This is a genomic window from Pseudomonas sp. P105 (assembly GCF_032614175.1).
GTDB lineage: Bacteria > Pseudomonadota > Gammaproteobacteria > Pseudomonadales > Pseudomonadaceae > Aquipseudomonas > Aquipseudomonas rhizophila.
On sequence record NZ_CP126693.1, the window covers coordinates 3,160,143 to 3,185,789 of the forward strand.

Genomic DNA, 25,647 nt, shown 5'->3' on the forward strand with positions numbered 1-25,647 from the left:
GTTTCATGACGATTGACGGGAGCCGAGAGTGGTCGCCTGACCATGGCCTCGAGTACGCAGACCGACAGCGATCCACAGCAGCGCGGCGGCAAAACTGGCGACTGCCAGCCATTGGATCGACTGGCGCAGATCGCTGGCGAAGGCGCCCACAGAGGCCACCACCAGCGGACTGACGAACTGGCCGATATACAGAAACGAGGTGAACCCACCCAGACCACGGCCGCGGGTGCTGGCAGTCAAGGCATTCATCACGGGAGCCATCACGTTGGGCACCAGCAATCCGGAACCCAGGCCCTGAATGAAGACCGCCACCAGCACGGCGTTGTAGCTCTGGGCGCGCATCAGCAGCCAGAGCCCAAGCCCTATCAGACTCAGCAACAGCGCGTTGCAACCGGCAATGCCGAAGCGACGGCGCAGCAAGGGCCACATCAACGAACCGCCCAGGGTCGCCAGCAGACTCAAGCCTGCCGCCATGCCGATCAGCGTGCTGGAGGTGATGCCCAGGCTGACCAACAGCGTCGGCGCCTGGATCGGCACGATGAAGGTCAGCACCATGCCGCCCAGAATCATCAGGTAACCGATCACCAGCGACCGTACCGCGACCTTGGCCGGACCCGATTCGTCCGCTTGCTGCTCGGCCCTTGGCCGCTTGGCCATCGACGGCTCCCACAGCACCTTCATCATGGCGGGCACCAGCAACAATGGCAGCAGGTACAAAAGGAACGGCGAGCGCCACGAATGCTCCCCGAGCGCCCCACCCACCACAAAAAACAGCGCTCCCACCAGGCCGATGGTCACCACTTGCCGGTTGACGTAGCGCAAGCGCTCTTCGCCGTGCCAGTAGTCAGCAATGAGGGCCGCGCAACAGGTCATTACCGCCGCTTCGGCGCAGCCGAACAGCAGCCGGGTGCCGACAATCGCCGGCAGGTTATCGAGCATCGCCGGCAGCGCGCCGAGCACTGCGTAGAGCAACGTGGCAATCACCAGCAGCGCCTTGCGCCCGACCCGGTCCGCCAGCCAACCGGCCAACGGCGCGCACAGGGCAATGGTCAGGGCCGGCCCGGTGATCGCCAGCGGCACCAGCAGATCGGCTCGCGGCTCCATGGGACCGAATTCGGCGCCCAAACGGGGCAAGATGGGTGCGACCATCACTGAGCCCATGATGGTCAGGCTGCTGCCGAGCATCAGCACCAGCCCTTCACGCCGACCCGTGGCCTGGCGTGACGGGGCTGCGGCCGTTGATACGGAACTTGATTGGTTCATGGGAGCCCCTTTAGAAACTGTGAGAAATGCGCAGCGCCGTGGTGTAGCCCTCGGCACGGTTACGCGCGTCGAACTCCTTGTAGACGTGCAGCCATACCGGCGGCATCCCGGGCTTGAAGTAGCTCACCGCCGGCCCGACGGCCATCACCCGGGCGCGATTGCCCGATTGCAGCCCTGGCGCATCGTCATCGCTGAACTGGCGGTAGTAATACCCGCCCACGCCCACCGTCCAGGGCCCGACGTGTTGGCCCACCGCGAATTCGTGGCGGTACTCGACGCCGCTCTTGTAATCAGTGGCCGGGTTGCGTGTGTTGATGTCGACTTCGAAACTGGAAGACACTTCGAAGCCGCTGTCGGAGATGTAAGTGGCGTTGAGGATCGGCGAAAAGGTCCAGTGGTTGAGCCCCGGTGAAATCAGCCGGTTCTTGTCATAGTCGCCAGTCGGTGCCTGGATCTGGAACTGGGTGTTGACGAACAGGTTGGGCGAGAGGGTCCATTGCAGGATCAGCGGCAACAACTGGATGTCGGCCATGCGAAACGGATCGGCCGCAAGGTCCAGCGGACCGATTGGCGTCTGCACCTGTACCGAAGCGTCCATCTGGAAGAACGGCACCACGGCGCCGAAGCCATATTTGGCGCCCAGCACGGTGTAATCGGTCATGCGCATATAGGCGACGCCGATGGACAGCACATCCAGAGAGAAATTGTTGTCCACGGACTTGCCGTGGCGGTCCTTCTGCACGTTGGCCGAATAGAACGCGGTGCGCAGGCCGACGGTGCCAAAGGGCGTGGCCGGCGGCATCATGCCCGCGCCGAAATCATAGACCCCGACCGCCGTGGTCGGCGCACCGTTTTCGGTGCCATGGGCAGCGCCCCCCATACCGATCAGCCCCAAGGTCAACCAAGTACAGCGCCAGGCGTTTGCTTTTTTATTTTGATTCATCGAATGCCCCTCCAACCTTGTGGTGTTGGGGTCATCCTAGGGAGCCGGCCGGTCAGCCGTTATCCGTTTTCAGCACAGATGCGTGCGACGCAGGGTTTGGGAAGGTGTCTCGCCGAACAGCACCCGATAATCGCTGGAAAAGCGGCTCAAGTGCCAGAAGCCCCAGCGTGCCGCCACCTCCTGGACGCCCAGGGCCTGATCCCCGTTGCGCAGTTCACGGCGCACGGCATTGAGGCGCAACGCTCGTAAATAGGCCACCGGATTGATACCCAGGGTTTCCTGGAAGCAATACTGCAGTTTGCGTCGGCTGGCCCCGATGTGGTTGCACAGGTCGAGGATCGACAGCGGCTCATCGACATGGGTCAAGGCGTACTCCCGGGCGCGGTCGACCATGCGCTTGCGCGCCGTGGGGCTGAGCGGCGGCGCCTCGTCCGGTGCCACCAGTTCCAGTATGTGCAGCATCACCGTGTCACGCAGGCCACGACGAATCGACTCGTAACCCAGCAACGAGTCACGCCCCTGCTCGCCCCCTTCAAGCTCATCGAATAACGCCGCAAGCTCGGCGGGCAGCGTCGAGTTGCCGAGACGGTAACACTTGGGAAGATCGGTAATTCGAAAGCGGCTGCCTTGACGTTCCAGCACATGCTCCAACGCCTGCTCGTCGATGGCGACACCGAGCAGATCCAGATGTTGGGGCGTGCGCAGCTCGGGCAGGTTATGCCCACGGGCGACCAACAGGCTGGGCTCGACAATCGGGTGCCCGGAACAAAAGACCGGCCCGTCCGCACTCAGCGGCACGCTGAAGGTGATGGCGCCCTCCCAGGCCGTGCCTTGCTTGGTCAGGGCCTGATTAGAGCGGTCGCGCACCAGTTGCATCCACTCCGAGCGGAACTCGATCAACTCGCCGTCGAAGCGCCCGGGGGTCAACTGGTCGTAGCAAACCTGCCAACCGCCCATGTTCCGGGCGTGCTCGTCGATGTCTGTGGTGCGGAACCGATTGATCGGCAGCATCGGCAGTCCCTCCGACGAGACCGCTGGTTGCGCCATGTTGTCATTGTTCATTGACCCGACCTTTGATGATTCCAGGGCTTATGGATCAAAGCTCAGGCAAGTTCCATTCCGCTGGGTAGGCCATTCGTTCAATTGTGCCGAAAACGGATAGACTCTTTCACCGGCCCTGACAAACACCCCGCGCGAAACGATCATGAACGAGATGACCCTGGATGTCGGCCTCGCCGCCGAGTCCATTTCCCAACCGCGCACCCTGGTATTCCTGGCCTATCCGCAAATGGGCTTGCTGGACCTGACCGGCGCCCAAACAGTGTTCTGGGCGGCCACCAAGGCCATGACCGAACGCGGCCTGCCCGGCTACGCCATGCACACCGCCAGTCTGGCAGGCGGATTGATGCAAAGCGCCGAAGGCCTGGTCGTGGATACCCGTGCCCTGCGGGAGCTCGACGGGACGCTCATCGATACGCTGATTGTCCCCGGCGCACCGGACATTCGGCAGGCGATGATCGACTGTGTCGATCTGGTGCAATGGCTGCGCATTGCCTCGGTCCAGGCCAGGCGCACCGCATCGGTGTGCAGCGGCACTTTCCTCATGGCCCAGGCCGGCTTGCTGGACGGACGCCGGGCCGCCACCCATTGGGCCATGTGCGAGATGCTCAAGAGTGGTTTCCCGTCGGTTGAGGTGGATCTTGATGCGATCTTCATCCAGCAGGACAACGTCTGGACCTCGGCCGGTGTCAGCGCGGGCATCGACATGGCCCTGGCATTGGTCGAAGCCGATTGCGGTCGCGACGTGGCCCTGCAGGTGGCCCGTGAGCTGGTGGTGTTTCTCAAACGCCCCGGCGGTCAGGCGCAGTTCAGCCAACTGTTGCAATTGCAGATGCAGGAGAGCGCCGGCTTCGATGAACTGCACGTGTGGATTTGCGCACATCTGGACGACAACAACCTCACCGTCGAGCGACTGGCCCGCGAGGCCAGGATGAGCCCGCGCAATTTTGCCCGGGTCTACAAACGCCAGACCGGCCGCACCCCGGCCAAAGCCATCGAGATGTTCCGCCTTGAGGCGGCGCGGCGAATGCTGGAAGACTCTCAGCGCAACATCGACCAGATCGCCCGCGCCTGCGGTTTCGGTGACGAGGAACGAATGCGTCACACATTTCAGCGTCACCTGTCGATTTCCCCCCGCGAGTATCGCAGCCGGTTTTCCCGTTAAGCGCGAAACTTGCGCTACTGGCCTGTCAGGCCACTTTCCAGGATCGCGCCTGCGAGTCGCCCTGCTCAGCCAGGAGTGCGCTGCAACGGGAGCGCAGCCAACGCTCCCCCGGATCATTGTGCGAAGCACCGCGCCAGACCATGGAAAGCTCGTGCTGGGGCAAACAGATCGGGGCCGCTTGAGCCCGCATGCCAGCCAGCACGGCCATCGCCAGGGCAACGTAATCCGGCACGATAGCAATCATGTCGCTCCCGGCCAACAGCACGGGCAAGGCGCTGAACTGCGGCACGGTCAACACCACCCGGCGCTGTCGGCCCATCAGGCATAACGCCCGGTCCGAATCATCGATGACATTGCCCATGGACGACACGACGGCATGGGGCCGACGGCAGAATTCATCCAGGGTCAGTTCGCCGGGCTGCGAATCGGCGCGCAGCAGCATCGGTCGAATCGGCCGCAGCGTCTTGCGCCGGGCATTGGCCGGCAGCTCCAGGGTCGGGCTGATGCCCAGGGATATCTCGCCGCTGGTCAACAGCTGGGACACCTGCCATTGATCGGCCCGGCGCACCACCAAGGTGGTGCCCGGTGCCTCGATCCGCAGGCGCCGCAACAACTCCGGCAGCAGTGCGTACTCGACGTCATCGCAAAGGCCGATATGGAAGGTCGCCTCGCTGGTGGCTGGCTCGAACGCCTGGCAGCGGCTCAAGGCTGCGGCGATGCCGTCCAGCGCCGGTGACAGATTGGAGAAGATTTCCCGCGCCCGGGAGGTCGGCTCCATCAGCCGCCCCGAACGGATGAACAAGGGATCATCGAACATCAACCGCAGGCGTGCCAAGGCACTGCTGATCGTTGGCTGGCCGAGGAACAGCTTTTCGCTGACGCGGGTCACGTTTCGCTCGTGCATCATGGTTTCGAAGACCACCAGCAAATTGATGTCAGCACGACGCAGGTCATTTCTGTTCATCATCGTCGTCGCCCCAGGCGCCAGGCCATTGAGTCAGGAGTGGACAAGATCATCGCCTGCGCCCTCCATCAAGGCCTACGGCGACGAGGTGTTGAAAGCGTAATCCCCGAGGCAAGCCAGTGTCTGTTGTACGTGGGGACACTCCACCCACCCTTTGGGCGGCTTCATCGATACTTCGGTATATACCAAGCCCTGTGGCGAACACTGCCTTTGTGGCGAGGGGATTTATCCCCGTTGGGCTGCGCAGCAGCCCTAAAGCAGTGAACTCAATCTTCCTGGCACACCGAGTTGCCTGGTTTGGGGGCCGCTGCGCAGCCCAGCGGGGATAAATCCCCTCGCCACAAATAAAGTATTGGCACGGCCTGGCGGAATTTCAGGGTTTTATGTCCTACCTCAGCCCAAGCGGCGCTTCTAAGATACGAACCGATGCTCTGTTCCCCGACATCCCAGAGCGAGACCACGTAAAAACAAAAGGTCTGCCAGCGTGCCCCTACCCTCCGCGATGCTCAAGAACGTCTATGACAGCCTGCGATACACCCCGTGCCAGAGGAGGCCGCGACTGTCGATGGGAATCAGTACCCATCCGCTGGTCAACGCCCTCGGCTGGCTGGTAGGCCTGGTGGTGGCTTGCGGGATTGTCATCATCAACTCCGAGACCCATTCCGACCTGGCGCCGACCCTGCTGTACATCACCTTGTTATTGATGGCTGCCAACCTGTTCTCCATCAATCTGGTGATCACCGTCGCGCTGATGTGCATGGGCTTGCTCACCGCGATGTTCTTGTACAACGGCGGCTATCACCGCTGGGAATCGACCACCGGTTTCTTCCGCTGCCTGACCGCGCTGTCCGCCATTGCGTTCCTGGCGCTGCGCAGCAAGCAGGCTTCCGACAGCCTGCGGCACAACGAGGCTTACCTGATCGGCGCCCAGCGCCTGAGCCAGACCGGCAGCGTGGGCTTTCGCGGCGATCGACAAGCGTTGAGCTGGTCAGAGGAATCGGCACGGATTTTCGAGTACTCGCCCAACAAGACACCGACGGTGTCGATGATGCTGGCGCGCACTCACCCTGAAGACCTGGAGTTGGCACGCGGGGTTTTCCAACAGGCCGCCGCTGGTGAACCGCAGATCGAGGTCAAGCTGCGCCTGCTGATGCCTGATGGGCGCATCAAGCACATCCACATGAACGCCAGCCCCCTGCTCGTCCAGCATGGCCGTTTCCAGTACTTGGGCGCGCTCATGGACGTCACCGCCAGCAAGCAGGCCGAAGACGCATTGTTCCGCGCCCAGAGCCAATTGGCCCACGTCACGCGCTTGACCTCCCTGGGGGAAATGGCTGCGTCCATCGCCCACGAGGTCAATCAGCCACTGACGGCCATCACCAGCAGTGGCGAGGCCTGCCGCCGCTGGCTCAAACGTCCGGAGCCCGATCTCGGGGAAGCCCTGGATTGCCTCGACCGAATCGTCGCCAACGGCTGTCGCGCCAGCGAGGTCATCAGCGGTATCAGGGCGCTGTCGCGCAAATGCGACCCGGTGCGCCAGCCCGAGCGGCTGGACGACATCGTCCGCGAGACCCTGAACCTGGTCCAGCAGCAGTTGGCTCATCATAAAGTCCGGGCGAAGGTGGAGCTGGCAGCGACCGACAGCCAGGTCAGCGCAGACCGGGTGCAACTGCAGCAAGTGATCATCAACCTGATCATCAATGCCTGTCACGCCATGGACGCAGTCAAGGCACACGAACGAACCCTGCACATACGCACCTGGATGGAGGATGACGAAGTGCTGCTGGAGGTGACTGACCACGGAACCGGCATTGCCCCCGAGGTCCTGCCGTCCTTGTTCAATGCGTTTTTTACCACCAAGGAAAACGGCCTGGGCATGGGCCTTTCCATCTGCCGGTCCATCATCGACTTCCATGACGGCAGGATCTGGGCAACCAGCGAGGCCGGCCAAGGCACCTCGTTCAGGTTCGCGCTGCCGCGGCTCACGGGCACCGCTGTGTCGGGGAGCGGGCAATGAACGCCATGCAGCCCACGAAACCGGTCCTCGGCAACGAGCCCATCGTCTATATCGTTGACGACGACGCACCGCTGCGCCAAGCCCTCGGCAGTCTCCTGCGCTCCATCGGCCTGCAGGTGCATCTGTTCGATTCGGTCGCAAAGTTCATGAACCATTCCAGGCCCGACCTGCCCAGTTGCCTGGTTCTGGATGTACGGCTGCAAGGCATCAGCGGCCTGGAGTGCCAACGGGCGCTGGCCGCGGCCAACGTCCATCTGCCCATCGTGTTCATGACCGGTCACGGTGATATCGCCATGACCGTGCGGGCGATGAAGGCCGGTGCCGTGGATTTCCTCGCCAAGCCGTTTCGCGAACAAGACCTGATCGACGCCGTGACCGCCGCCCATCAACAGGACTGCCAGCGGCGCGACGCCGAACGCAGCCATCAGCAAGTGCTTGGCCGTTACGCCACATTGACCCCGCGCGAGCAACAGGTCATGGCGCTGGCGGCGTCAGGCCTGATGAACAAGCAGATCGCTGGGGAACTGGGCTTGAGCGAAATCACGGTCAAGATTCACCGCGGCCAAGCCATGCGCAAAATGTGCGCAGGCTCGTTTGCCGATCTGGTCCGCATGGCCCAGGTGCTGGAATGGCGTGGCGAGCAGTAGAAAGTTCATACACACGTATACTTGGCGGGACTATTGGACGGCGTATCTTGCAGTGATACAGGCGCCTTTATGGCTACCTGATATCACCTCCGGGTATCGACATGTCCAATACCGCAACTATTTCAATTGTTGATGATGACGAGTCAGTTCGAATTGCACTGGATGGCTTGTTACGTTCCCACGGATATCGGGTTACAACATACGCGGGCGCCTTGGACTTTTTATCTTCCTGTGAACTTGAAAACACAGCGTGCCTGATATCGGATATTCAAATGCCTGGCATGACCGGTATTCAGCTGTACGATCGACTGTCGACCCTGGGCATTCATATCCCGATCATTTTCATTAGCGGATACCCTGGCGTGCCACCCCGTGTCAGCGCCGGTGCGCCCGAGCCGGTGGCGTTCTTCCCGAAGCCCTTCGACTGCGCTCAATTGATCGCCTGCATCGAGTCGGTAGTTGGCCGGCCTTCCTGATGCCGCGCCATCGTCGCGACCTCATACCTTTGTATAGATCCCCCCTACCCAGGCATAGGCCGGATGACCTTATGTAGAAGTGTTAAACACAGGCCCTGCCAATAAGCTTCCCTACAGCGAACTGAAATTGAATGTGCTCGATGGCAACTCATTGCAGCCAGGCGCTTTTGGAGTAGTTCGCGACACGGTCACGCTGAAACAGTTAAACAATTCAACGTATCGATTTTGTCTTCGGGAGCTCATCATGAAACAACATATTCTGGTTGTTGGCGCAGGTTTCGGCGGGGTCTGGAGCGCATTGAGCGCCGCCCGGCTGCTGGACCAACACGATCGTAATGACGTGCAGATCAGCGTCCTGGCCCCCCAGGCTGAGCTGCGCATCCGTCCTCGTTTCTATGAGCCGGACGTCCACACCATGGCCGCCCCGCTGGGTAGTCTGTTCGACGCGGTGGGCGTGAAATTCGTACAAGGTTCGGCGAGCCGTATCGATGTCGACAACAAACAGGTTGGCTACGTGGATGTGTTCGGCACCGAGGGCAGCCTGGGCTACGACCGTCTGGTGCTCGCGGCGGGCAGCCAACTGGTCCGCCCAGACCTTGAAGGCATGATCGAGCATGCCTTCGACGTTGATGAAATCGAACAGGCAACCCGCCTCGAAGCCCATATCAAGTCCCTGCAAAATCTTCCGGACAGCGCGGCCCGCAACACCGTGGTGGTGGCTGGCGGCGGCTTTACCGGGATCGAAACCGCCACCGAAATGCCCGCGCGCCTGCGCGCGGTCCTGGGTGAAGACGCTAACATCCGGGTCATCGTGGTGGATCGCGGGTCGCAGATCGGCGTAGCGTTGGGCGACGGCATTCGTCCGTCCATTGTCCAAGCGTCCGAGCATCTGGGTATCGAGTGGATCGTCAACGACTCGGTCGAATCGGTGGATGCCGGTGGCGTCACCCTGTCGAGCGGCCAGCGTATCGAGTCCCATACCGTGATCTGGACCGTGGGGTTCCGCGCCAGTCCGTTGACCCAACAGATACCCGGCACTCGCGATCGCCAGGGTCGCCTGCACGTCGATGCCAACCTGAAAGTCCTGGGCCAGAACGACATATTTGCCAGCGGCGACGTGGCCTATGCCGCCACCGACACCCTGGGTAACTACGCGGCCATGTCCTGCCAGCACGCCATAGCCCTGGGCCGCTATGCCGGCAACAACGTCGCGGCCGACTTGTTGGGCGTCGCGCCGATGGCCTATAGCCAACCCAAGTACGTGACCTGTCTGGACCTGGGTGCCTGGGGCGCGGTGTATACCGAAGGTTGGGATCGCCAGCTCAAGTTGGTCGGGCAGGAAGCCAAGGAGCTCAAGACCCAGATCAACACCGTGTGGATCTATCCGCCCGCGGCTGATCGCGCGACCGCCCTGGCCGCCGCCGACCCGTTGATCCCGGTGGCCTGAGTCCGTTTCCGACCCCGGCCAGTCCCTCCTTTCTGCGCCGGTCTTTCCCAGACGCCTGCCGATGATGCTTGGGCAGGCGTTTTTTTCAGGCGCTCATCCCCAAGCCAGCCTGAATATCGTCACTGCCCAGTAAAATCCGTCGCAATGCCCGCCCACTGCCCTCTGTGCACAAGGTAAGGTAGGCAAAAATCATCCGGATCGAGGTGTGCCGTGGCGTCCTATTCCTTGCGTCAGCTGAAGTACTTCGTCACCACCGTCGAATGTGGCAGCGTCGCCGAAGCCTCCCGCAAGCTGTACATCGCCCAGCCCTCGATTGCGACCGCCGTCAAAGGGCTGGAAGACAGTTTCGGCGTGCAGTTGCTCATCCGTCACCACGCCCAGGGTGTGTCGCTAACCCCCAGCGGCGCTCGCTTCTACCGCAAAGCCCAGGAGTTGCTGCGCATGGCGCGAGAGTTCGAGCAGAACGCACTGGCCGACAACGACGTGGTCAGCGGTCAGATCGACATTGGCTGTTTCGAGACTGTCGCGCCCCTGTACTTGCCACGATTGATCGCCGGTTTTCGCCAGCGTTACCCCGGCGTGGAGATCCGTCTACAGGACGGCGAGCAACAGGAACTGGTGCAAGGTTTGACGGGGGGCCGTTTTGATCTGGCGATTTTTTATGAGCACGACCTCGACGGCACCATCGAGACCGAGGCGCTGATGGCGCCGCAACGACCCTACGCGCTGCTGCCGGCGGAGCACCGCTTTGCCAGCCAGGCTCAGGTGTCCCTGCGCGATCTGGCGCTGGAGCCGATGATTCTGTTGGACGTGCAACCCAGCCGGACCTATTTCGTGAGCATATTCGAGGAGTTGGGCCTGACACCGAACATTGTTTTCAGCTCACCCTCGATCGAAATGGTGCGCGGCATGGTCGGGCAATCGTTCGGTTTTGCGCTGCTGGTAACCCGGCCACATTCCACCTGCACCTACGATGGGCAGCAAGTGGTGTGCGTCAACATCGCCGAGGACGTCACCGGTTCGGCCCTGGTGGCAGGATGGCTCAAGCGCGCGCACCTGACCAAACCTGCGCAGTTGTTCGTGGATTACTGCAAAGAACAGTTCAAACAATGGCTGGCCTGAGCCAGCCATTGATATGGAACGTTGTGACTAGCGAGCGGCCCAGGCGTTGAAGCGCTGCTCCAGTTCCTCACCATGGTCAACCCAGAACTCGGCATCCACGGCCCGGGCTTCGGCCAGGTTGGCCTCGGCGGTAGGCAACTGCTCCTGGACTGTTCCAGGCAACAACGCCAGCGCCTTGCGATGCACCGGCCCATAAGGGATGTTTTCCGAGAACACCTTCTGCGCCTGCGGCTGGCTGGCAAAGGCAATGAATTGCTCGGCCAGGACCTTGTTCGGCGTGCCCTTGACCACCGCCCAGTACTCCGGGTCATACAGACTTTGCGGCCAGACGATGCTCAGCTTCATGCCTTCCTTTTGCGCCGAAGCGATACGACCGTTGTAGGCAGCGCTCATCGCCACGTCCCCCGCCACCAGCCACTGCGCCGGTTGCGCACCGGCCTCCCACCACTGGATGTTCGACTTGATCTGGTCCAGCTTGGCGAACGCCCGCGACACGCCTTCGGGGGTGTTGAGCACCTTGTACAACTCCTGCGCCTCGACCCCGTCGGCCAGCAAGGCAATTTCCAGGGTGTACTTGGCCCCCTTGCGCAACCCGCGCTTGCCCGGGTATTCGGTGACGTTCCAGAAATCCGCCCAGGACTTGGGGGCCTTGGCCAACTTGCTCTGGTCATAGGCCAGGACCATCGACCAGACATACGTGGCCACGCCACATTCGGTGAGTGTTCCCGGCACAAAATTCGCCGGATCACCCAAGGCGCTCAGATCGAGTCTTTCGAACAGGCCCTCCTCACAACCGCGCAACAGCTCGGGGCTTTCGACTTCGACCACATCCCAACTGGTGTGGCCGGCCGCGACCATGGCCTTGATCTTCGATAACTCGCCATTGTATTCGCCGGCGACAATGCTTCCTGCACCGCTGGCGTTGAAGGGTTGGAAGTAGGCCTTGTCCTGGGCCTGCTTGGTGGCGCCACCAAAGGAGATCACGGTGAGGCTCTGTGGCGCGGCCAGGACGCTACTACTCAGCAGCACCAGGGCACACGCGATATTGCAACGCAAGGATCTGGACATGAAGCGGTTCCTCGAAAGGCCGGCTCGCCCGCACGAGCCGGCGACGGGACTCAGAGGCGACCGTAAGCGCGGGCGGTGCGATCTACAGCAATACGGGTCTTGTCGACCAGTTCGTTGATGTCGGCATGGCTGGCCACCAGCGCCGGGGCCATGATCATCCGGCCCAGGGTGGAGCGGATGATCAAACCTTCCTCAAAACCAAAAGTGCGGCATTGCCAGGCCATCTCGTTCTCATTGGCAAAGCGCTTGCGACTGTCCTTGTCCTCGGCCAGTTGCAGCGCCGCCACCATCCCGGCGCCCTGGATCTGGCCAATCAGCGGGTGACCCTCGAAGGCTTCCCGCAGGCAACGCTGCAAGTACGGCCCGGTGTCCTCCTTGACCTGAGTGACAATGCCTTCGTCGCGCAGCGCCTTGAGATTGGCAATCGCCACGGCTGCTGCCACCGGGTGCCCGGAGTAGGTCAGGCCATGGGCGAACACCCCGCCCTGCTCCACCAGCACCTCAGCCATGCGCTTGGAGAGAATCAGGCCGCCCATGGGGATGTAGCCGCTGGTCAGGCCCTTGGCGATGGACAGGGTGTCGGGTTCGAAACCGAAATATTCATGGGCGAACCACTCACCGGTACGGCCGAAACCGCCGATCACTTCGTCAGCGCACAACAGCACGTCGTACTGGCGGCAAATACGCTGGATTTCAGGCCAGTAACTCTCGGGCGGGAAGATCATGCCGCCGGCACCCTGGAAAGGTTCGGCCACGAACGCGGCGACATTGTCGGCGCCCAGTTCGAGAATCTTCTCCTCCAGTTGGCGCGCGGCGCGCAGGCCGAATTCTGCCGGCGTCAGGTCGCCTTCATGAGCAAACCAGTACGGTTCATCGATGTGCGCCACATCCGGGATCACCCCGCCCATTTCGTGCATGAACTTCATGCCTCCCAGGGCCGAGGCGCCCAGAGTCGAACCGTGGTAGCCATTCCAGCGGCCAATCATGATTTTCTTCTGTGGCTTGCCGAGGATCTGCCAGTAGCGACGCACCGTGCGAATCAGCACCTCGTTGGCCTCGGAGCCGGAGTTGGTGTAGATCGCGTGGCTGTAGTGCCCCGGCAGCAGGCTGAACAGCAGTTCCGACAGTTCCACCACCGCGGGATGGGTGGTGTGGAAGAACATGTTGTAGTACGGCAACTGCTCCAGCTGACGGCTCGCCGCGGCGGCCAGGTCCTGGCGCCCATAACCCAGGTTGGTGCACCACAGGCCCGACATACCATCCAGATAGCGCTTGCCGTCGTTGTCCCACAACGCCAGGCCTTCGCCGCGCACGATCACCCGGGGCCCTTCGGCATTGAGGGCCTTCTGATCGAGGAACGCATGGATATGGTGCGCCGCGTCCAGCGCCTGATACTCGCGGGTGCTGCGGGGTGGGTTCGATGGTGCGTTCATTGCAGGTCTCCTTGCTTGTTGATCTTGTCGGTATCGATGCCTTGGGCGGGTGCCAGCGGCTCAGGCTTGAACAGCGGTTTACCCATCACGCACTTGACCCACACCACCGCAATCAGCGAGACGATGCCCAGCACCGCACCGGCGCTGGTGAAGATCGGAACGGTCATTTCGGGGCTGGGGGAAACATGCCAGATGGCAAAGAGCATGCCGGCGATGCCGAACAACTGCGGCAAGGGGTAGAACGGGGTGCGGAATGGCCGGTGCACGTGCGGGTAACGCCGGCGCAAAGCGATCACGTTGATGTGGGTAATGATGTAAGCCAGCAACCAGGCCAACGCGGCAGCCAGCAGCAGAAGGTTGATCGCGTCGGAGTTGTCGTGCATCAGCAACAGCGGCAGGCCGGTGACCAGTGCCACGAACAGCACCGCCACCCATGGCGCCCCGCTGCGCTTGCCCTGCAACTTGAATACCCCGAACGCCTGGCCACTGCGGGCCATGCCCAGCAACATCCGCGGAATAGCTGCAAGGGAACTGTTGAGTGTGCTGCACGTAGCGGTAATGGCGGCAGTCACCAGGAACACCTGCCCCGCCTCGCCGAACACGGTGGTGGCGAACAGATAATGCGGCAGACCGTTACTGGCCAGCTCGGCCTGCGGAACGGTGAGCAAGGCCCCCAGGCAGTACAGGCAAATGATGACGAAGATCACGGTCAGACCGATCATCATCGATGCCGGGATATTACGCTCGGGGCGCCGCGTCTCCTCCACCAGCGGGCAGACGAACTCAGCCCCGACAAACCCCCACACGGCCAGTGCCGTCAGGGCAATCACCCCCAGCCCCATCGGGTTCCAGCCAGCAGTCGCCACCAGCGTCGATACGTTGCTGACGCCTTCGCTTGTCAGCGCGCCGAGGCCCATGACCAGCAGCATGACCGTCATCACCAGCGCCAACACGGTCTGCAGCCGCGAAAAAATATCGATGTTGAACAGATTGAGCACGGTGAACAGGCACAGCACGCCAAGGGCGACGCTCAGCGGTGGCATCGAATGCGGGTAGACCTTTTCGATGATGAACTCCATCAGCAACAACTCTGCCGACAGGGCAAACATCGCCACCACCACGTAGCCGGAGAAAGTCGCCAGAATCGCCGGGAACTGGCCGATGGCGACTTCGGTGTAACTGCTCAAGCTACCGGCGCGAGGAATCATCAGCGCCAATTCGGAAAACGAACAGGCGTAACTCAAGGCCAGCAGCCAGGCCAAGGCCAGCGGTATGATAAAACCCATGCCGGCGATCCCGGCGCCTTGCAGCATCAGCACCATGACGCCCTGGGAAACGACCAGGCCCACGGCCACCGCCAACAGGGCACTCAGGCCCAGGCGTCGACGCGGGCCACTGCGCGATGGGAGAGCGGTTTGTAACTGCACGCTTGAGGAACTGTCCATCGGTTGCTCCGTTTTCTTGTTTTAGGGAGAACAAATCGATTAAGGGGGAAGCCTGTGGAGCGGCCGTCAGCTACGCAGCTCAATCCACGTCGTCTTGAGTTGCGTGTACTTGTCGAACGAATGCAGTGACAGGTCGCGACCGAACCCCGACTGCTTGCCACCCCCAAAGGGCACCGTGACGTCCAGCGCATCCACGGTGTTCACCGAAACGGTGCCGGCGCTCAGTCGGCGCGCCACGCGATGGGCGCGGTTCAGGTCATCGGTCCATAGCGATGCCGCCAACCCATAGATATGTTCATTGGCCATGGCGATCGCTTGCTCCTCATCCTCGAATGCGCTGATCGCCAGCACTGGCCCGAACACCTCTTCGCGCGCCAGCTGCATCGCGGGGGTCACCTGGGTAAAAATCGTTGGCTCGATGAAGTTGCTGGAACCCTCGAAGTTCAGTTGGCGACCGCCGCAGACCAGCCGCGCGCCTTCGGCTTGAGCCTGTTCGATGTACCGCATGATTCGCGCGGTCTGGCGGGTGTCGACGATGGCTCCGGCGCGGCTTGATGGGTCAAGTGGATTGCCTGGCTGCCAGCGCTGTGCCTGGTCGATCAAGCGCTCGACGAATTCATCGTGGATCGAACGTTGCACAAGCAACCGTGAGTTGGCTGAGCACACCTCACCCTGGTTGAAGAAAATCCCGAATGCGGCCTTTTGCGCCGCCAGATCCAGGTCCTGGCAATCGGCGAACACCAGGTTCGGGCTCTTGCCACCGCACTCCAGCCAAACCTGCTTGAGGTTCGATTGCGCCGAGTACTGCATGAAGTACTTGCCTACCTCGGTAGAGCCGGTGAACACCAGTGCATCGACATCCGGGTGCAAACCCAGCGCCCGCCCCGCCTGCTCACCCAGGCCCGGCACGACGTTGAGCACCCCTGGCGGCAACCCTGCCTCCAGGGCCAGTTCGGCCAGGCGCAAGGCCGAAAACGGCGACTGCTCGGCGGGCTTGAGCACCACGCTGTTGCCCGCGGCCAGTGCCGGGGCGAGCTTCCAGGCGGCCATGTCCAGCGGAAAATTCCACGGCACCACCGCCGCAATCACACCCAGCGGCACCCGCGTGATGGTAGCCAGGACATTCGCCGCCGAAGGCGCGACCTGGTCGTAGAGTTTGTCGAGGCTTTCGCCGTACCAGGCGAACACGTGAGCTGCGCCGGGCACGTCGATATTCCAGGCATCCATGACCGGTTTGCCCATGCTCAGCGAGTCCAGCAGCGCCAGCTCCTCGCGGTGGGCCAACATCAATTGCGACAGACGCAGCAGCACCGCTTTGCGTTCGACCGGTGCCATGCGTGCCCACGGCCCCTGTTCGAAGGCTTTGCGGGCGCTGAGCACAGCAAGATCGACGTCTTGTTCACCGCAAGTCACCACGTTCGCCAACCGTTGTCCGGTGGCGGGGTTGATGACCTGCAACCGCGTGCCATCGACTGCCTCATGAGGCAAGCCGTCAATCAGGGCTTCATCCCTCAGGCGCAGTTGCGCGGCCCGGGTTTTCCAATCATTGAAATCGTTCACCGCAATTTCCTTGTCTCAGAAGTCGTTGGGTTCGCTGAGATGGCTCGCCAGGCGATCCATCAATCGGTCGCAGGCCGCCATCTGTTCAACGCTCACGTATTCATCGGCTTTGTGCCCCTGCTCCATGCTTCCGGGGCCGCAGACCACCGCTGGGATTCCGGCCTGATCAAACAGGCCGCCTTCGGTGCCGAAAGCCACGGTGTTGAAGGCATCACTGCCGCACAGCTCGGCCACCAGACGCGCGGCGGCGCTGTCAGGTCGGGTTGCCAGGCCCGGGTAGGCAGACAGTGGTTCAAACCGGATCGCGGTGTCGTCTTGCACGGCCCGCATCGCTGGCAGCAGCGCCTGCTCGGCGTAATCGCGCAATTGCTCGACGACGACTTCTGGGGCGAAATCCGGCAAGGCGCGCACTTCGAAATCGAAGCGGCAATCGGCCGGGACGATGTTCAACGCGGTACCGCCCTGGATCACGCCCACCTGCACCGTGGAGTACGCCGGATCGAAGCGCGCATCGTGCTGTGAAGGTTCGGCCAGATTCGCGCCGATCTCCCCCAACCGACTGATCAGGCGCGCTGCCTGTTCGATGGCGTTCACCCCGTAGGGCGCATAGGCCGAATGACAGGCCGCCCCTTTGACATGGCAACGCATCGCCAACTTGCCCTTGTGGCCCAACACCGGTTGGAGTTGGGTAGGCTCGCCGATCAGGCACAAGGCAGGCTGGGGAATGCGTTGCGCCAGCACTTGCAGCAGGCTGCGCACGCCCAGGCAACCGACCTCTTCGTCATAGGAGAACGCCAGATGCACGGGCCGGCGAAGCGGGCTGGCGAGGAACATCGGCACCGCCGCCAGCACTGAAGCCAAATAGCCTTTCATGTCGGCGGTGCCCCGGCCGTACAGCTTGCCGCCGGCCTCGCTCAGGCAAAACGGATCGACCGTCCAGTGCTGTCCGTCCACCGGCACTACATCGGTATGACCGGACAGCACGACCCCACCGGGCACCGCTGGGCCGATGCTCGCCAGCAGGTTGGCCTTGGTCCGCTCGGGGTTGTAGATCAGTTCGCAACTCACGCCCAGACCGTGGAGGTAGCCACGCACGAACTCGATCAGCGCCAGGTTCGACTCACGACTGACCGTGGCAAAGCCCACCAGGCTGGCGAGCAGTGCGCGGCTGCGCAGCTCACTCATCACCCGGCACTCCGTAGCTGGGGGCCAGGGTCGGATCGAGGGCGCGGGTCAGGTAGTCCTGCAGTTGCGGCTGATAGGCCAGCCACAGTTTTTCCAGCTCAGCAATGGGGTTTTCCTCGGCCCAGTCGACACGCAAATCGACGATCGGCCAGGTGAGTTCATCCACCACCGACAGCGCCGCAGAATGCACCGCTCCGGCTTCACCACCTGCGCTCTGCCCGGCCTGCAACGCACTCAACAGGCGCGCGGCAAGACAACCTTCGCTGTGCTCGAATGCGGCAACCATGGCGTCGATCACGCCCACACTGGCCAACAGATTGCCGGCCGCCACGCATTGCTCACCGGCCAGCGCGTGATGGGTGCCCAAGGCGTGGCTGCCGCTGAAAATCGCCGTGCGCCCGTGGGCATCCACCACCGCCACCTGGCGGTACTGGCTGTAACCATTGCGCGCCAGGGCGCGCTCGACAGCCTCTTGGGCGGCCAGGCCACCGGCCAGTTCGTCGAGGATCTGCGGACCCAGGGCCGGCAGCGTGATGTTCTGGCTCGACACCGCGCCGACACCGGCCCGTAACCAGGGGCAACGGGCGCCGACGGCAATGCTCGAGGAACTGATGGCGATGCCCAACTGGCCCGTCTCGGCGCAACGCCCGACAATGGAAAAAGTCATGCTCCACTCTCCTTATTCGGGGATCACTGCGATCACGTCGATTTCCATCAGCCATTGCGGTTGGCCGAGGGCGCTGACCACCAGTCCGGTTGAAATCGGGAACACCCCTTTGAGCCATTTGCCCACCTCCTGGTACACCGGCTCGCGATAGCGCGGGTCGATCAGGTAAGTGGTGGTCTTGACGATGTGGCTCAGGTCGCTGCCGGCCTCTTCCAGCAATTGCTTGACGTTGCGCATGGCCTGTTCAGCCTGGGCACGCGGATCGCCCAGACCTACCAACTGGCCGTTGAAATCAGTGCCAACCTGACCGCGCACGTAGACGGTGTTGCCGGCGCGCACGGCCTGGCACAAGTCGTTGTCCAGCGTCTGGTTGGGATAGGTGTCTTTGGTGTTGAACATGCGGATGCGAGTGTGGGTAGGCATCAACGGACTCCCATGAGGCTGGTTTTCGAACTGTTCGAATCGCTATCGAGCGCCGGGGCTTGAACGTCGTCGTTCTGGCGCTGCGAAGCGTCTCGATAGTTGAGATAGGTATGCTGTTTCACGATGTGGTCAGCGATATGCCGGGCGTCGTGCCACACGCCCCAGATGAACGCCGACCCGCGCCGTGACAGCCAGGGCAGGCCGACGAAATACACACCCGGTTCGCTGGAAACACCCCGCTGGTGCCGTGGCTTGCCGTTAGCGTCCAGCGCGTCGACCTTCAGCCAGCTGTAATCCACCGAGTAGCCAGTGGCCCAGATCACGGTGGTCACCCCAGCGTCCACCAGATCCAGTTCCAGGATCGGATGGGTCAGGCAGTGCGGGTCAGGCAACAGCCGGCGGGCTTCTGGCTCCGGCGGCAGGTCCAGGCCGTTGCGGGCAATGTAGGCATCGGCGGCATCCAGCAGCGCCAGGTAGTTTTCATCGCCACGGGCAATGTTTTCGGCAAGGTTGGGTTCAAACGTCACGACGCTACCGTTGAACGACTTCGTCAGGCCCACCAGGGTGATGCCCTCATGGGCCAGCCTGCGAAAGTCCACTGTATGGCCGCCGCGGGCACCGCTCACGGCGATGGTCACATGCTCCCTGCCCGGCTGGACGGCCTCCGCATCCCACTCGCCGAGCACACCCAGCCACCAGCAGAAATCCCGGTTGCGATAGGCCCGTGGCGGGCGATCATGGGCGCCCACCGAGAGGTAGACCTGCTTGCCAGCGCGCTGTAACTCATCGGCGATCTGTACCCCCGACGAGCCCGCCCCGACCACCAGTACAGCGCCCTCGGCCAGTTGCCGGGGATTGCGGTATTGGGCGGAGTGCATCTGGGTGACTTGCGCCATATCCGCGGCGATAGGTGGAATCACCGGCCGTTGAAAGGGCCCGGTGGCGACCACCACGTGGATGGCCTCGATCGGGCCCTCGCTGGTTTCAATGCTGAAGCCTGGGCGGCCGACATTACGCTGTACCTCCCTGACTTCCACACCGGTGCGGATCGGTGCGTTGATTGTATTGGCATAGGTTTGGAAGTAATCGGCCACTTGATCCTTGGTGGCGAAGGCATCAGGGTCGAGCCCCTGGAATTGCAGCCCCGGAAAGCGGTCATGCCAGGCCGGGCCGTTAGCCACCAGCGAATCCCAACGCGCGGTGCGCCAGGCCTCGGCAATGCGGTTGCGCTCCACCACAAGATGAGGCACTCCCTGGCGGCTCAAATGTTCACTCATGGCCACGCCGGCCTGGCCGGCGCCTATAACAAGCGTATCTGTCTGTAGGGTCTCAACGGGCATGTCTGTGCACTTCCGGCAGTGGGATGGTTCAGGCCGGCATGACGCCGCCTCGGGTTTGGATTTTTTGTAGTTCTGCGTTTGCGACGATCGACAAGAGGTGTCGAAGCGATTCTGTCGGCAGGCGGGAATTTGCGAAACGAGGGTTTTTATCGTTGCAGGCAAGGAAAAAACTGCTATATCGCCTACGCCCTGGACGATGCGTCTTTGCGCCAGGCCTGCGAAGCGATTCGTGTTTTCTGCAACGCACTTGACTGACATTCAGCCGTTGCACTGAACCAGCCGAGCCCGATCATGACCGGGCTCGTTCAGCAGCAAAGTTATACAAATTTACAAATACCTATACAAAACACTTTAAAACGTACAAGTCGTGCAGTAGGCTTCGAAAACTTGTACAGGAATAACTACCTGTACAATAATTCGGAGCCTGACATGTCTGCCTACCTCCAGCGTTTTGCCCGCGCCTTCGCCGAGCTGGACGCCAGTCACCTGGCCGAGCTCGATACCCTCTACAGCGCTGACATTAAGTTCCAGGACCCATTGCATCGGATCGAAGGCCTGCCTGCCCTGCGCAACTACTTCGCGCAGATGTATGCCAACGTCGATCAGGTGCGCTACGACTTTCATGGCTTTGATGAGGTCGGCCCCGGCGAGGGCTATCTACGCTGGACGCTGCATTACAGCCACCCACGTCTGGCCGGCGGCGCACTTATCTCCCTGCAAGGCTGCAGTTATTTGCGCTGGAACGAACGGGTCTACCTGCACCAGGACTTCTTCGACGCCGGTGCCCTGCTCTACGAGCACCTTCCACTGTTTGGCTCGGTGATCGGCTGGCTGAAGCGGAGGCTGGCATGAGTCGCATCTGGTTGACCGGCGCCAGTAGCGGTATCGGTGCAGCATTGGCCTCGCAGCTTCTTGAGCAAGGACACCGTCTGGCGCTGAGTGCGCGCCAGGTCGCCCCCCTTCAAGCGTTAGCGACTCGCTATGAGGATCAGGTCCTGGTGCTGCCGGGAGACCTGACCGATCCAGCGCAAGTGGCCGATATCTGCCGGACCATCGACGCTCGATGGGGGGCGCTGGACCTGGTGATTCTCAATGCCGGAACCTGCGAATACCTGGAGCCGGGGCACTTCGACACGCGACTGGTCGAACGGGTACTAACCACCAACCTACTGGGCACCAGCCACTGCCTGGAAGCCGCCCTGCCCTTGCTGCGCCGAGGCCAACGCCCGCATTTGGTGGGGGTGTGCAGCGCGGTGACCTGGCTGGCCTTGCCGCGTGCCGGCGCGTATGGCGCGTCCAAGGCGGCGTTGCGCTATTTGTTCGAATCGTTGCGCATCGATCTGGCCGCCGAGGGCATCGATGTCACCTTGGTAAGCCCCGGATTCGTCGACACTCCGCTGACCCGTCGCAATGACTTTCCGATGCCCATGCGCTGGTCGGCACAACGCGCGGCGCAGCATATCGCCCAGCGCCTGCCCGCGCGACCGCTGGACATCGCTTTCCCATGGTCCTTCACCTTCGTCCTGCGCCTGCTCGGACGCTTGCCCGCCCGTTGGCGCCTGGCCCTTGGCAGGCGCCTGGGACGCTCTTCCCAGGAGTCTTGAAACATGCGCATCGCAATCATTGGCAGCGGCATATCCGGGCTGACATGCGCGTACCTGCTGGCTCGCCAGCACCAGATCACCCTGTTCGAAGCCGACGACCGGATCGGCGGCCACACCCACACCGTGGACGTGGAATGGCAAGGCCAGCGTTATGGTGTAGACACCGGTTTCATTGTCTACAACGACTGGACCTATCCGAACTTCATCCGCTTGCTGGATCAGTTGGGCGTGACTTCCCGTGCCACTGAAATGAGCTTTTCGGTGCATGACCCGGCCACCGGCCAGGAGTACAAGGGGCATACCCTGCGCAGCCTTTTCGCCCGACGACGCAACCTGCTGTCGCCGAGCTTCTGGGGCATGTTGCAGGACATCCTCAGATTCAACCGGCAGGCCACGGCCGACTTGAAGGCGCAGCGCATCGACAGCACCACCCGGCTGGGCGATTACCTGCATGTCCACAATTATGGACAACGGTTCATCGACCACTACATCGTGCCCATGGGCTCGGCGATCTGGTCGATGTCACCTGCCAGAATGCTGGAGTTTCCGCTGCAGTTCTTCGTGCGCTTCTGCCATAACCACGGCCTGCTATCGGTCAACCGACGCCCACAATGGCGAGTGATCGAGGGCGGCTCGCGCGGTTATATCGACCCGTTATGCGCGCACTTTCGCCAGCATATCCGGCTCAACTGCCCGGTGCAGCGCGTGAGCCGCGACGCGACAGGGGTGAACATACTCAGCGCGGCGGGACTTGAGCGTTTCGACAAAGTGGTGTTTGCCTGCCACAGCGACCAGGCCCTGGCGCTGCTTGAAACGCCAAGCAAAGCAGAGCGTGAGGTGCTCGGTGCCCTGGCCTACGCCAGCAACGAAGTACTGCTGCATACCGACACCGGTGTCTTGCCGCAGCGCCGCCAGGCCTGGGCGAGTTGGAATTACCGACTGGGTGGTTCGGTGCGAGCGCCTGCTGCGCTGACCTACAACATGAACATCCTCCAGGGTCTGGACGCCCCGGTGACCTTCTGCGTGAGCCTCAATCAGAGTGACGTGGTGGATCCGGCCAAGGTCCTGGCTCGCTTCGAGTATGCGCATCCGCAATACAGCCTCGCCGGCGTCGTCGCCCAGGCTCGCCAGGGTGATCTGCAAGGGCGTCAGCACAGTTATTTCTGCGGCGCCTATTGGGCCAATGGTTTCCACGAAGACGGTGTGGTCAGTGGGCTGGATGTGGCCGGGCATTTTGGAGAATACCTTTGAATAGCAGCCTGTGCCGCGGCTGGATCGACCATCGCCGCTATTCACCCCGCGCCCATGGATTCCGATACCCCATCGGCATGCTTTATCTGGACCTCGCCGAACAAAGCCAGGTGCTGGGTCTGTCCCGCCTGCTGCGGGGGTGGCCCTTGGCACCGCTGTGCTGGCGCGAGCGCGATTACCTGCCCGCTCGCACACGTCTGGGCGTCCCCTTGGTCGACGCGGTGCGCGAATTGCTTGCCCAGGCCCTGGGCACCGCGCCCCAAGGCGCAATCCAGCTGCTGACCCAACCGCGCAGTTGGGGGCTGTCCTTCAATCCGGTGAGTTTCTATTTCTGCCACGAAACCGATGGGCGTCTGGCGGCCATTCTCTGTGAGGTCCGCAACACCCCATGGCGCGAGCGCTATCACTATGTGTTGCCGGTAAGCCCCGGTGAACCCCATGCGTTCCGGGTGGCCAAGGCGTTCCATGTATCACCGTTCCTGCCTCGGGACATGGACTACCGCATGCGCTTTCTGATCGCGGACTCACATATCCGGGTGCATATGGAGAACTGGCGCGATGGCAGCAAGGTGTTCGAGGCCGACCTTGCGCTCAAACGCCAACCTCTCGATGCCGCGGCTGTGCGTCGTCACTTCCTGGCCTTCCCGTGGATGAGCCTGCGCACCTTGAGCGCCATTTACTGGCAGGCCCTGCGCCTGCTCTTCAAACGCACGCCCCTGCACGACCATCAGGCCAGCCAAAACGGCCTGAGCGTCGGCGAAACCGCCCACAAGGACCCCGACCATGCCCGAACCCACCCTGAGCGTTACTAAGGCCGGCAGCTTTCGCCTGTTCAACGGCGGCGTCTTCAAGCAAGTCGCCCTCGGCCAATTACGACACCTGCGCCAAGGCCACTTGCGCCTGCTGCTCGATGGGGAATCGCTAAACTTCGGCGATCCGGCCAGTGCTCTGCAGGCCGAAGTCGAAATTCTTGACGACGCCGTCTGGGGCATGCTCGCCAGTAACGGTTCGATCGGCGCCGGTGAGGCCTATATCCAGGGGTACTGGCGCAGCAACGACCTGACGGCGGTGACCCGCGTGTTCGTCGCCAACCTGGACGTGCTCGATGCGATGGACAGTGGTCTGGCTCGCCTCGGCCGCCCGGTGCTGCGTTGGCTGCACTGGCTCAACCGTAACAGCCGGCGCGGCTCTCGGCGCAACATCATTGCCCATTACGACTTGGGCAATGACTTGTTCGAGCGTTTGCTCGATCCCACCATGATGTACTCGGCCGCCATGTTCGAAAGCCCCGAACAAAGCCTGGAAGAAGCCCAGCTCAACAAGCTCGAACGCATCTGTCGCAAGCTCGACCTGCGCCCCGGCGACCACCTACTGGAAATCGGCACCGGCTGGGGCAGCCTGGCGATTTATGCTGCCAGCCAATATGGCTGCAAGGTGACCACCACAACGTTGTCGCACGAGCAGTACGCCCATACCTGCCGGCGCGTCGAGGCACTGGGTCTGCAGCAGCGCATTGAGGTGCTGTGCAAGGACTATCGCGATCTGGAGGGGCGCTACGACAAGCTGGTCTCGATCGAAATGATCGAAGCTGTCGGTCATCGCTATTTACCCGAATACTTCCGACGCTGCTGCGCTCTGCTCAAGGATGACGGCCTGATGTTGCTGCAAGCCATCACCATTCGCGACCAGCGTTATGAGCAGGCACGCCGCTCGGTGGACTTCATCCAGCGGCATATTTTTCCCGGCGGCGCGCTGCCATCGTTGTCCGTTCTGCTAAACACCGCCAGCCGTCAAACACCGCTCAACCTGCTGCACCTGGAAGACTTCGGCGCGCACTACGCCCGCACGCTGAAGCACTGGCACGAGAACTTCCGGCAATCACGCCAAGCGCTGCTGGAGCTGGGTTACGACGAAACCTTCCAACGCCTGTGGGAGTTCTACCTGTGTTACTGCGAAGGCGGATTCCAGGAGCGTGCCATCGGCGTCGCGCAACTGCTCTTTGCCGCTCCCGGGGCGCGTCAGCTCTCTTTGCTGGAGCGGCGGGAGGCTTGATGAGTCGCGCGGGCCTGATCGTCAACGCACTCTGGGTCCAGTTGGGCTGGTGGGGTTGTGTACTGGGTGCGCAGAATGCCTGGTGGCTCCTGGCTGTGGCGGCAGGATTGCTGGCTCACCTGAGCTTCTGCCCACAGCCCCGGGCCGAGTTGCGTGCAGTGATGCGCGTGGGGTTGTGCGGCATGGTGCTGGACTGGAGCCTGGGTGTGCTGGGTCTGTTCGGATTCGCTCAGACCGCCCTGCCCCTCTGGCTTGCGCTGCTCTGGCTGGTGTTTGCCACAAGCTTGCGGCACAGCCTGGCCTGGGCCGTACAGCCTGTTTGGCGCGGTGCGTTGGTGGGCATGGTCGGCGGTCCGCTGGCCTATTGCGCAGGCGCTCCACTGGCCGGCGTTGCGCTGCCGCTTGGCATCGTGGGAACCGCTCTGGTGCTAGCGCCCTTGTGGGCGCTCTGGCTGCCGTTGGCGTTGCGCCTGGCTGATCCCCACTGAGGTCAGAACCCGCGCCAGGCGAACATTA

24 protein-coding genes are annotated in these 25,647 nt (G+C 62.3%); 12 read left to right on the forward strand and 12 right to left on the reverse strand.

Going from position 1 to position 25,647, the window contains the following annotated elements:
* Positions 1 to 3: 3 nt before the first annotated feature.
* The 3 genes from QOM08_RS14225 to QOM08_RS14235 all read right to left on the reverse strand — a co-directional run bounded on the left by QOM08_RS14225 (position 4) and on the right by QOM08_RS14235 (position 3,268).
* On the reverse strand, positions 4 to 1,263 hold the full coding sequence (locus tag QOM08_RS14225) for an MFS transporter (RefSeq protein WP_139050027.1): 1,260 nt from the start codon (positions 1,261 to 1,263) through the stop codon (positions 4 to 6).
* A gap of 10 nt (positions 1,264 to 1,273) precedes the next feature.
* Positions 1,274 to 2,206 (reverse strand): transporter, encoded by a 933-nt coding sequence (locus tag QOM08_RS14230; protein ID WP_076384567.1) that lies wholly within the window; start codon positions 2,204 to 2,206, stop codon positions 1,274 to 1,276.
* Positions 2,207 to 2,275: 69 nt separating this feature from the next.
* Complete coding sequence (locus tag QOM08_RS14235) at positions 2,276 to 3,268, reverse strand: helix-turn-helix domain-containing protein (protein ID WP_188250833.1); 993 nt, start codon at positions 3,266 to 3,268, stop codon at positions 2,276 to 2,278.
* A 151-nt stretch (positions 3,269 to 3,419) separates the two neighbouring features.
* On the opposite strand from QOM08_RS14235, the gene QOM08_RS14240 reads away from it, so the two are divergent.
* Entirely contained in the window at positions 3,420 to 4,430 is a 1,011-nt protein-coding gene (locus QOM08_RS14240) for a GlxA family transcriptional regulator (RefSeq protein WP_047229184.1), read from the forward strand.
* Between the two features lie 25 nt (positions 4,431 to 4,455).
* Here the strand turns inward: QOM08_RS14240 and QOM08_RS14245 are convergent, their stop codons facing one another.
* Positions 4,456 to 5,397: a LysR substrate-binding domain-containing protein gene (locus QOM08_RS14245; protein WP_316911772.1), complete on the reverse strand. Its 942-nt coding sequence runs from the start codon at positions 5,395 to 5,397 to the stop codon at positions 4,456 to 4,458.
* Positions 5,398 to 5,959: 562 nt separating this feature from the next.
* Here QOM08_RS14245 and QOM08_RS14250 point away from each other — a divergent pair.
* From QOM08_RS14250 to QOM08_RS14270, 5 genes are all read left to right on the forward strand, one after another.
* Complete coding sequence (locus QOM08_RS14250; RefSeq protein WP_410479145.1) at positions 5,960 to 7,411, forward strand: ATP-binding protein; 1,452 nt, start codon at positions 5,960 to 5,962, stop codon at positions 7,409 to 7,411.
* Complete coding sequence (locus QOM08_RS14255) at positions 7,408 to 8,058, forward strand: response regulator transcription factor (protein WP_188250832.1); 651 nt, start codon at positions 7,408 to 7,410, stop codon at positions 8,056 to 8,058. Before QOM08_RS14250 ends, QOM08_RS14255 begins: the two co-directional genes overlap by 4 nt.
* Before the next feature lie 101 nt (positions 8,059 to 8,159).
* Positions 8,160 to 8,534 carry a response regulator transcription factor gene (locus QOM08_RS14260; RefSeq protein WP_316911774.1) on the forward strand — a complete coding sequence of 125 codons (375 nt, stop codon included), beginning with the start codon at positions 8,160 to 8,162 and terminating at the stop codon, positions 8,532 to 8,534.
* A 244-nt stretch (positions 8,535 to 8,778) separates the two neighbouring features.
* Entirely contained in the window at positions 8,779 to 9,981 is a 1,203-nt protein-coding gene (locus QOM08_RS14265; protein ID WP_316911775.1) for an NAD(P)/FAD-dependent oxidoreductase, read from the forward strand.
* A gap of 210 nt (positions 9,982 to 10,191) precedes the next feature.
* On the forward strand, positions 10,192 to 11,103 hold the full coding sequence (locus QOM08_RS14270) for a LysR substrate-binding domain-containing protein (protein ID WP_107322443.1): 912 nt from the start codon (positions 10,192 to 10,194) through the stop codon (positions 11,101 to 11,103).
* A gap of 27 nt (positions 11,104 to 11,130) precedes the next feature.
* Here QOM08_RS14270 and QOM08_RS14275 read toward each other — a convergent pair whose 3' ends face one another.
* From QOM08_RS14275 to QOM08_RS14310, 8 genes are all read right to left on the reverse strand, one after another.
* Complete coding sequence (locus QOM08_RS14275; RefSeq protein WP_188250830.1) at positions 11,131 to 12,171, reverse strand: ABC transporter substrate-binding protein; 1,041 nt, start codon at positions 12,169 to 12,171, stop codon at positions 11,131 to 11,133.
* Between the two features lie 50 nt (positions 12,172 to 12,221).
* Positions 12,222 to 13,604 carry an aspartate aminotransferase family protein gene (locus QOM08_RS14280; protein ID WP_188250829.1) on the reverse strand — a complete coding sequence of 461 codons (1,383 nt, stop codon included), beginning with the start codon at positions 13,602 to 13,604 and terminating at the stop codon, positions 12,222 to 12,224.
* Positions 13,601 to 15,049 carry an APC family permease gene (locus QOM08_RS14285; RefSeq protein WP_188250828.1) on the reverse strand — a complete coding sequence of 483 codons (1,449 nt, stop codon included), beginning with the start codon at positions 15,047 to 15,049 and terminating at the stop codon, positions 13,601 to 13,603. Before QOM08_RS14285 ends, QOM08_RS14280 begins: the two co-directional genes overlap by 4 nt.
* Before the next feature lie 66 nt (positions 15,050 to 15,115).
* Complete coding sequence (locus QOM08_RS14290; protein WP_188250827.1) at positions 15,116 to 16,609, reverse strand: aldehyde dehydrogenase; 1,494 nt, start codon at positions 16,607 to 16,609, stop codon at positions 15,116 to 15,118.
* Positions 16,610 to 16,624: 15 nt separating this feature from the next.
* Positions 16,625 to 17,794 carry an acetylornithine deacetylase gene (gene argE, locus QOM08_RS14295; RefSeq protein WP_188250826.1) on the reverse strand — a complete coding sequence of 390 codons (1,170 nt, stop codon included), beginning with the start codon at positions 17,792 to 17,794 and terminating at the stop codon, positions 16,625 to 16,627.
* A complete protein-coding gene (locus QOM08_RS14300; RefSeq protein ID WP_188250825.1) occupies positions 17,787 to 18,461 on the reverse strand; it encodes a DUF1028 domain-containing protein in 675 nt (224 codons plus the stop codon). The genes argE and QOM08_RS14300 overlap by 8 nt, the downstream gene beginning before the upstream one ends.
* 12 nt (positions 18,462 to 18,473) lie before the next feature.
* The gene (locus QOM08_RS14305) at positions 18,474 to 18,884 is read right to left on the reverse strand and encodes a RidA family protein (RefSeq protein WP_003201555.1); all 411 of its coding nucleotides are present in this window, start codon (positions 18,882 to 18,884) and stop codon (positions 18,474 to 18,476) included.
* A complete protein-coding gene (locus QOM08_RS14310; protein WP_188250824.1) occupies positions 18,884 to 20,224 on the reverse strand; it encodes a flavin-containing monooxygenase in 1,341 nt (446 codons plus the stop codon). Before QOM08_RS14310 ends, QOM08_RS14305 begins: the two co-directional genes overlap by 1 nt.
* Positions 20,225 to 20,653: 429 nt before the next feature.
* Between QOM08_RS14310 and QOM08_RS14315 the strand changes: the two genes are divergently transcribed.
* Genes QOM08_RS14315 through QOM08_RS14340 form a run of 6 tightly spaced genes read left to right on the forward strand, consistent with a single transcriptional unit; the run spans position 20,654 to position 25,619 of the window.
* Entirely contained in the window at positions 20,654 to 21,076 is a 423-nt protein-coding gene (locus QOM08_RS14315) for a nuclear transport factor 2 family protein (protein WP_047229149.1), read from the forward strand.
* A complete protein-coding gene (locus QOM08_RS14320; RefSeq protein ID WP_188250823.1) occupies positions 21,073 to 21,828 on the forward strand; it encodes an SDR family NAD(P)-dependent oxidoreductase in 756 nt (251 codons plus the stop codon). Before QOM08_RS14315 ends, QOM08_RS14320 begins: the two co-directional genes overlap by 4 nt.
* A gap of 3 nt (positions 21,829 to 21,831) precedes the next feature.
* Positions 21,832 to 23,079, forward strand: coding sequence for an NAD(P)/FAD-dependent oxidoreductase (locus QOM08_RS14325; RefSeq protein ID WP_188250822.1), 1,248 nt, complete (start codon positions 21,832 to 21,834; stop codon positions 23,077 to 23,079).
* Positions 23,076 to 23,891 (forward strand): DUF1365 domain-containing protein, encoded by an 816-nt coding sequence (locus tag QOM08_RS14330; RefSeq protein WP_047229186.1) that lies wholly within the window; start codon positions 23,076 to 23,078, stop codon positions 23,889 to 23,891. Before QOM08_RS14325 ends, QOM08_RS14330 begins: the two co-directional genes overlap by 4 nt.
* Complete coding sequence (locus QOM08_RS14335; protein ID WP_047229152.1) at positions 23,863 to 25,131, forward strand: SAM-dependent methyltransferase; 1,269 nt, start codon at positions 23,863 to 23,865, stop codon at positions 25,129 to 25,131. The genes QOM08_RS14330 and QOM08_RS14335 overlap by 29 nt, the downstream gene beginning before the upstream one ends.
* A complete protein-coding gene (locus tag QOM08_RS14340) occupies positions 25,131 to 25,619 on the forward strand; it encodes a DUF2878 domain-containing protein (protein WP_047229153.1) in 489 nt (162 codons plus the stop codon). The genes QOM08_RS14335 and QOM08_RS14340 overlap by 1 nt, the downstream gene beginning before the upstream one ends.
* Positions 25,620 to 25,647: the final 28 nt, after the last annotated feature.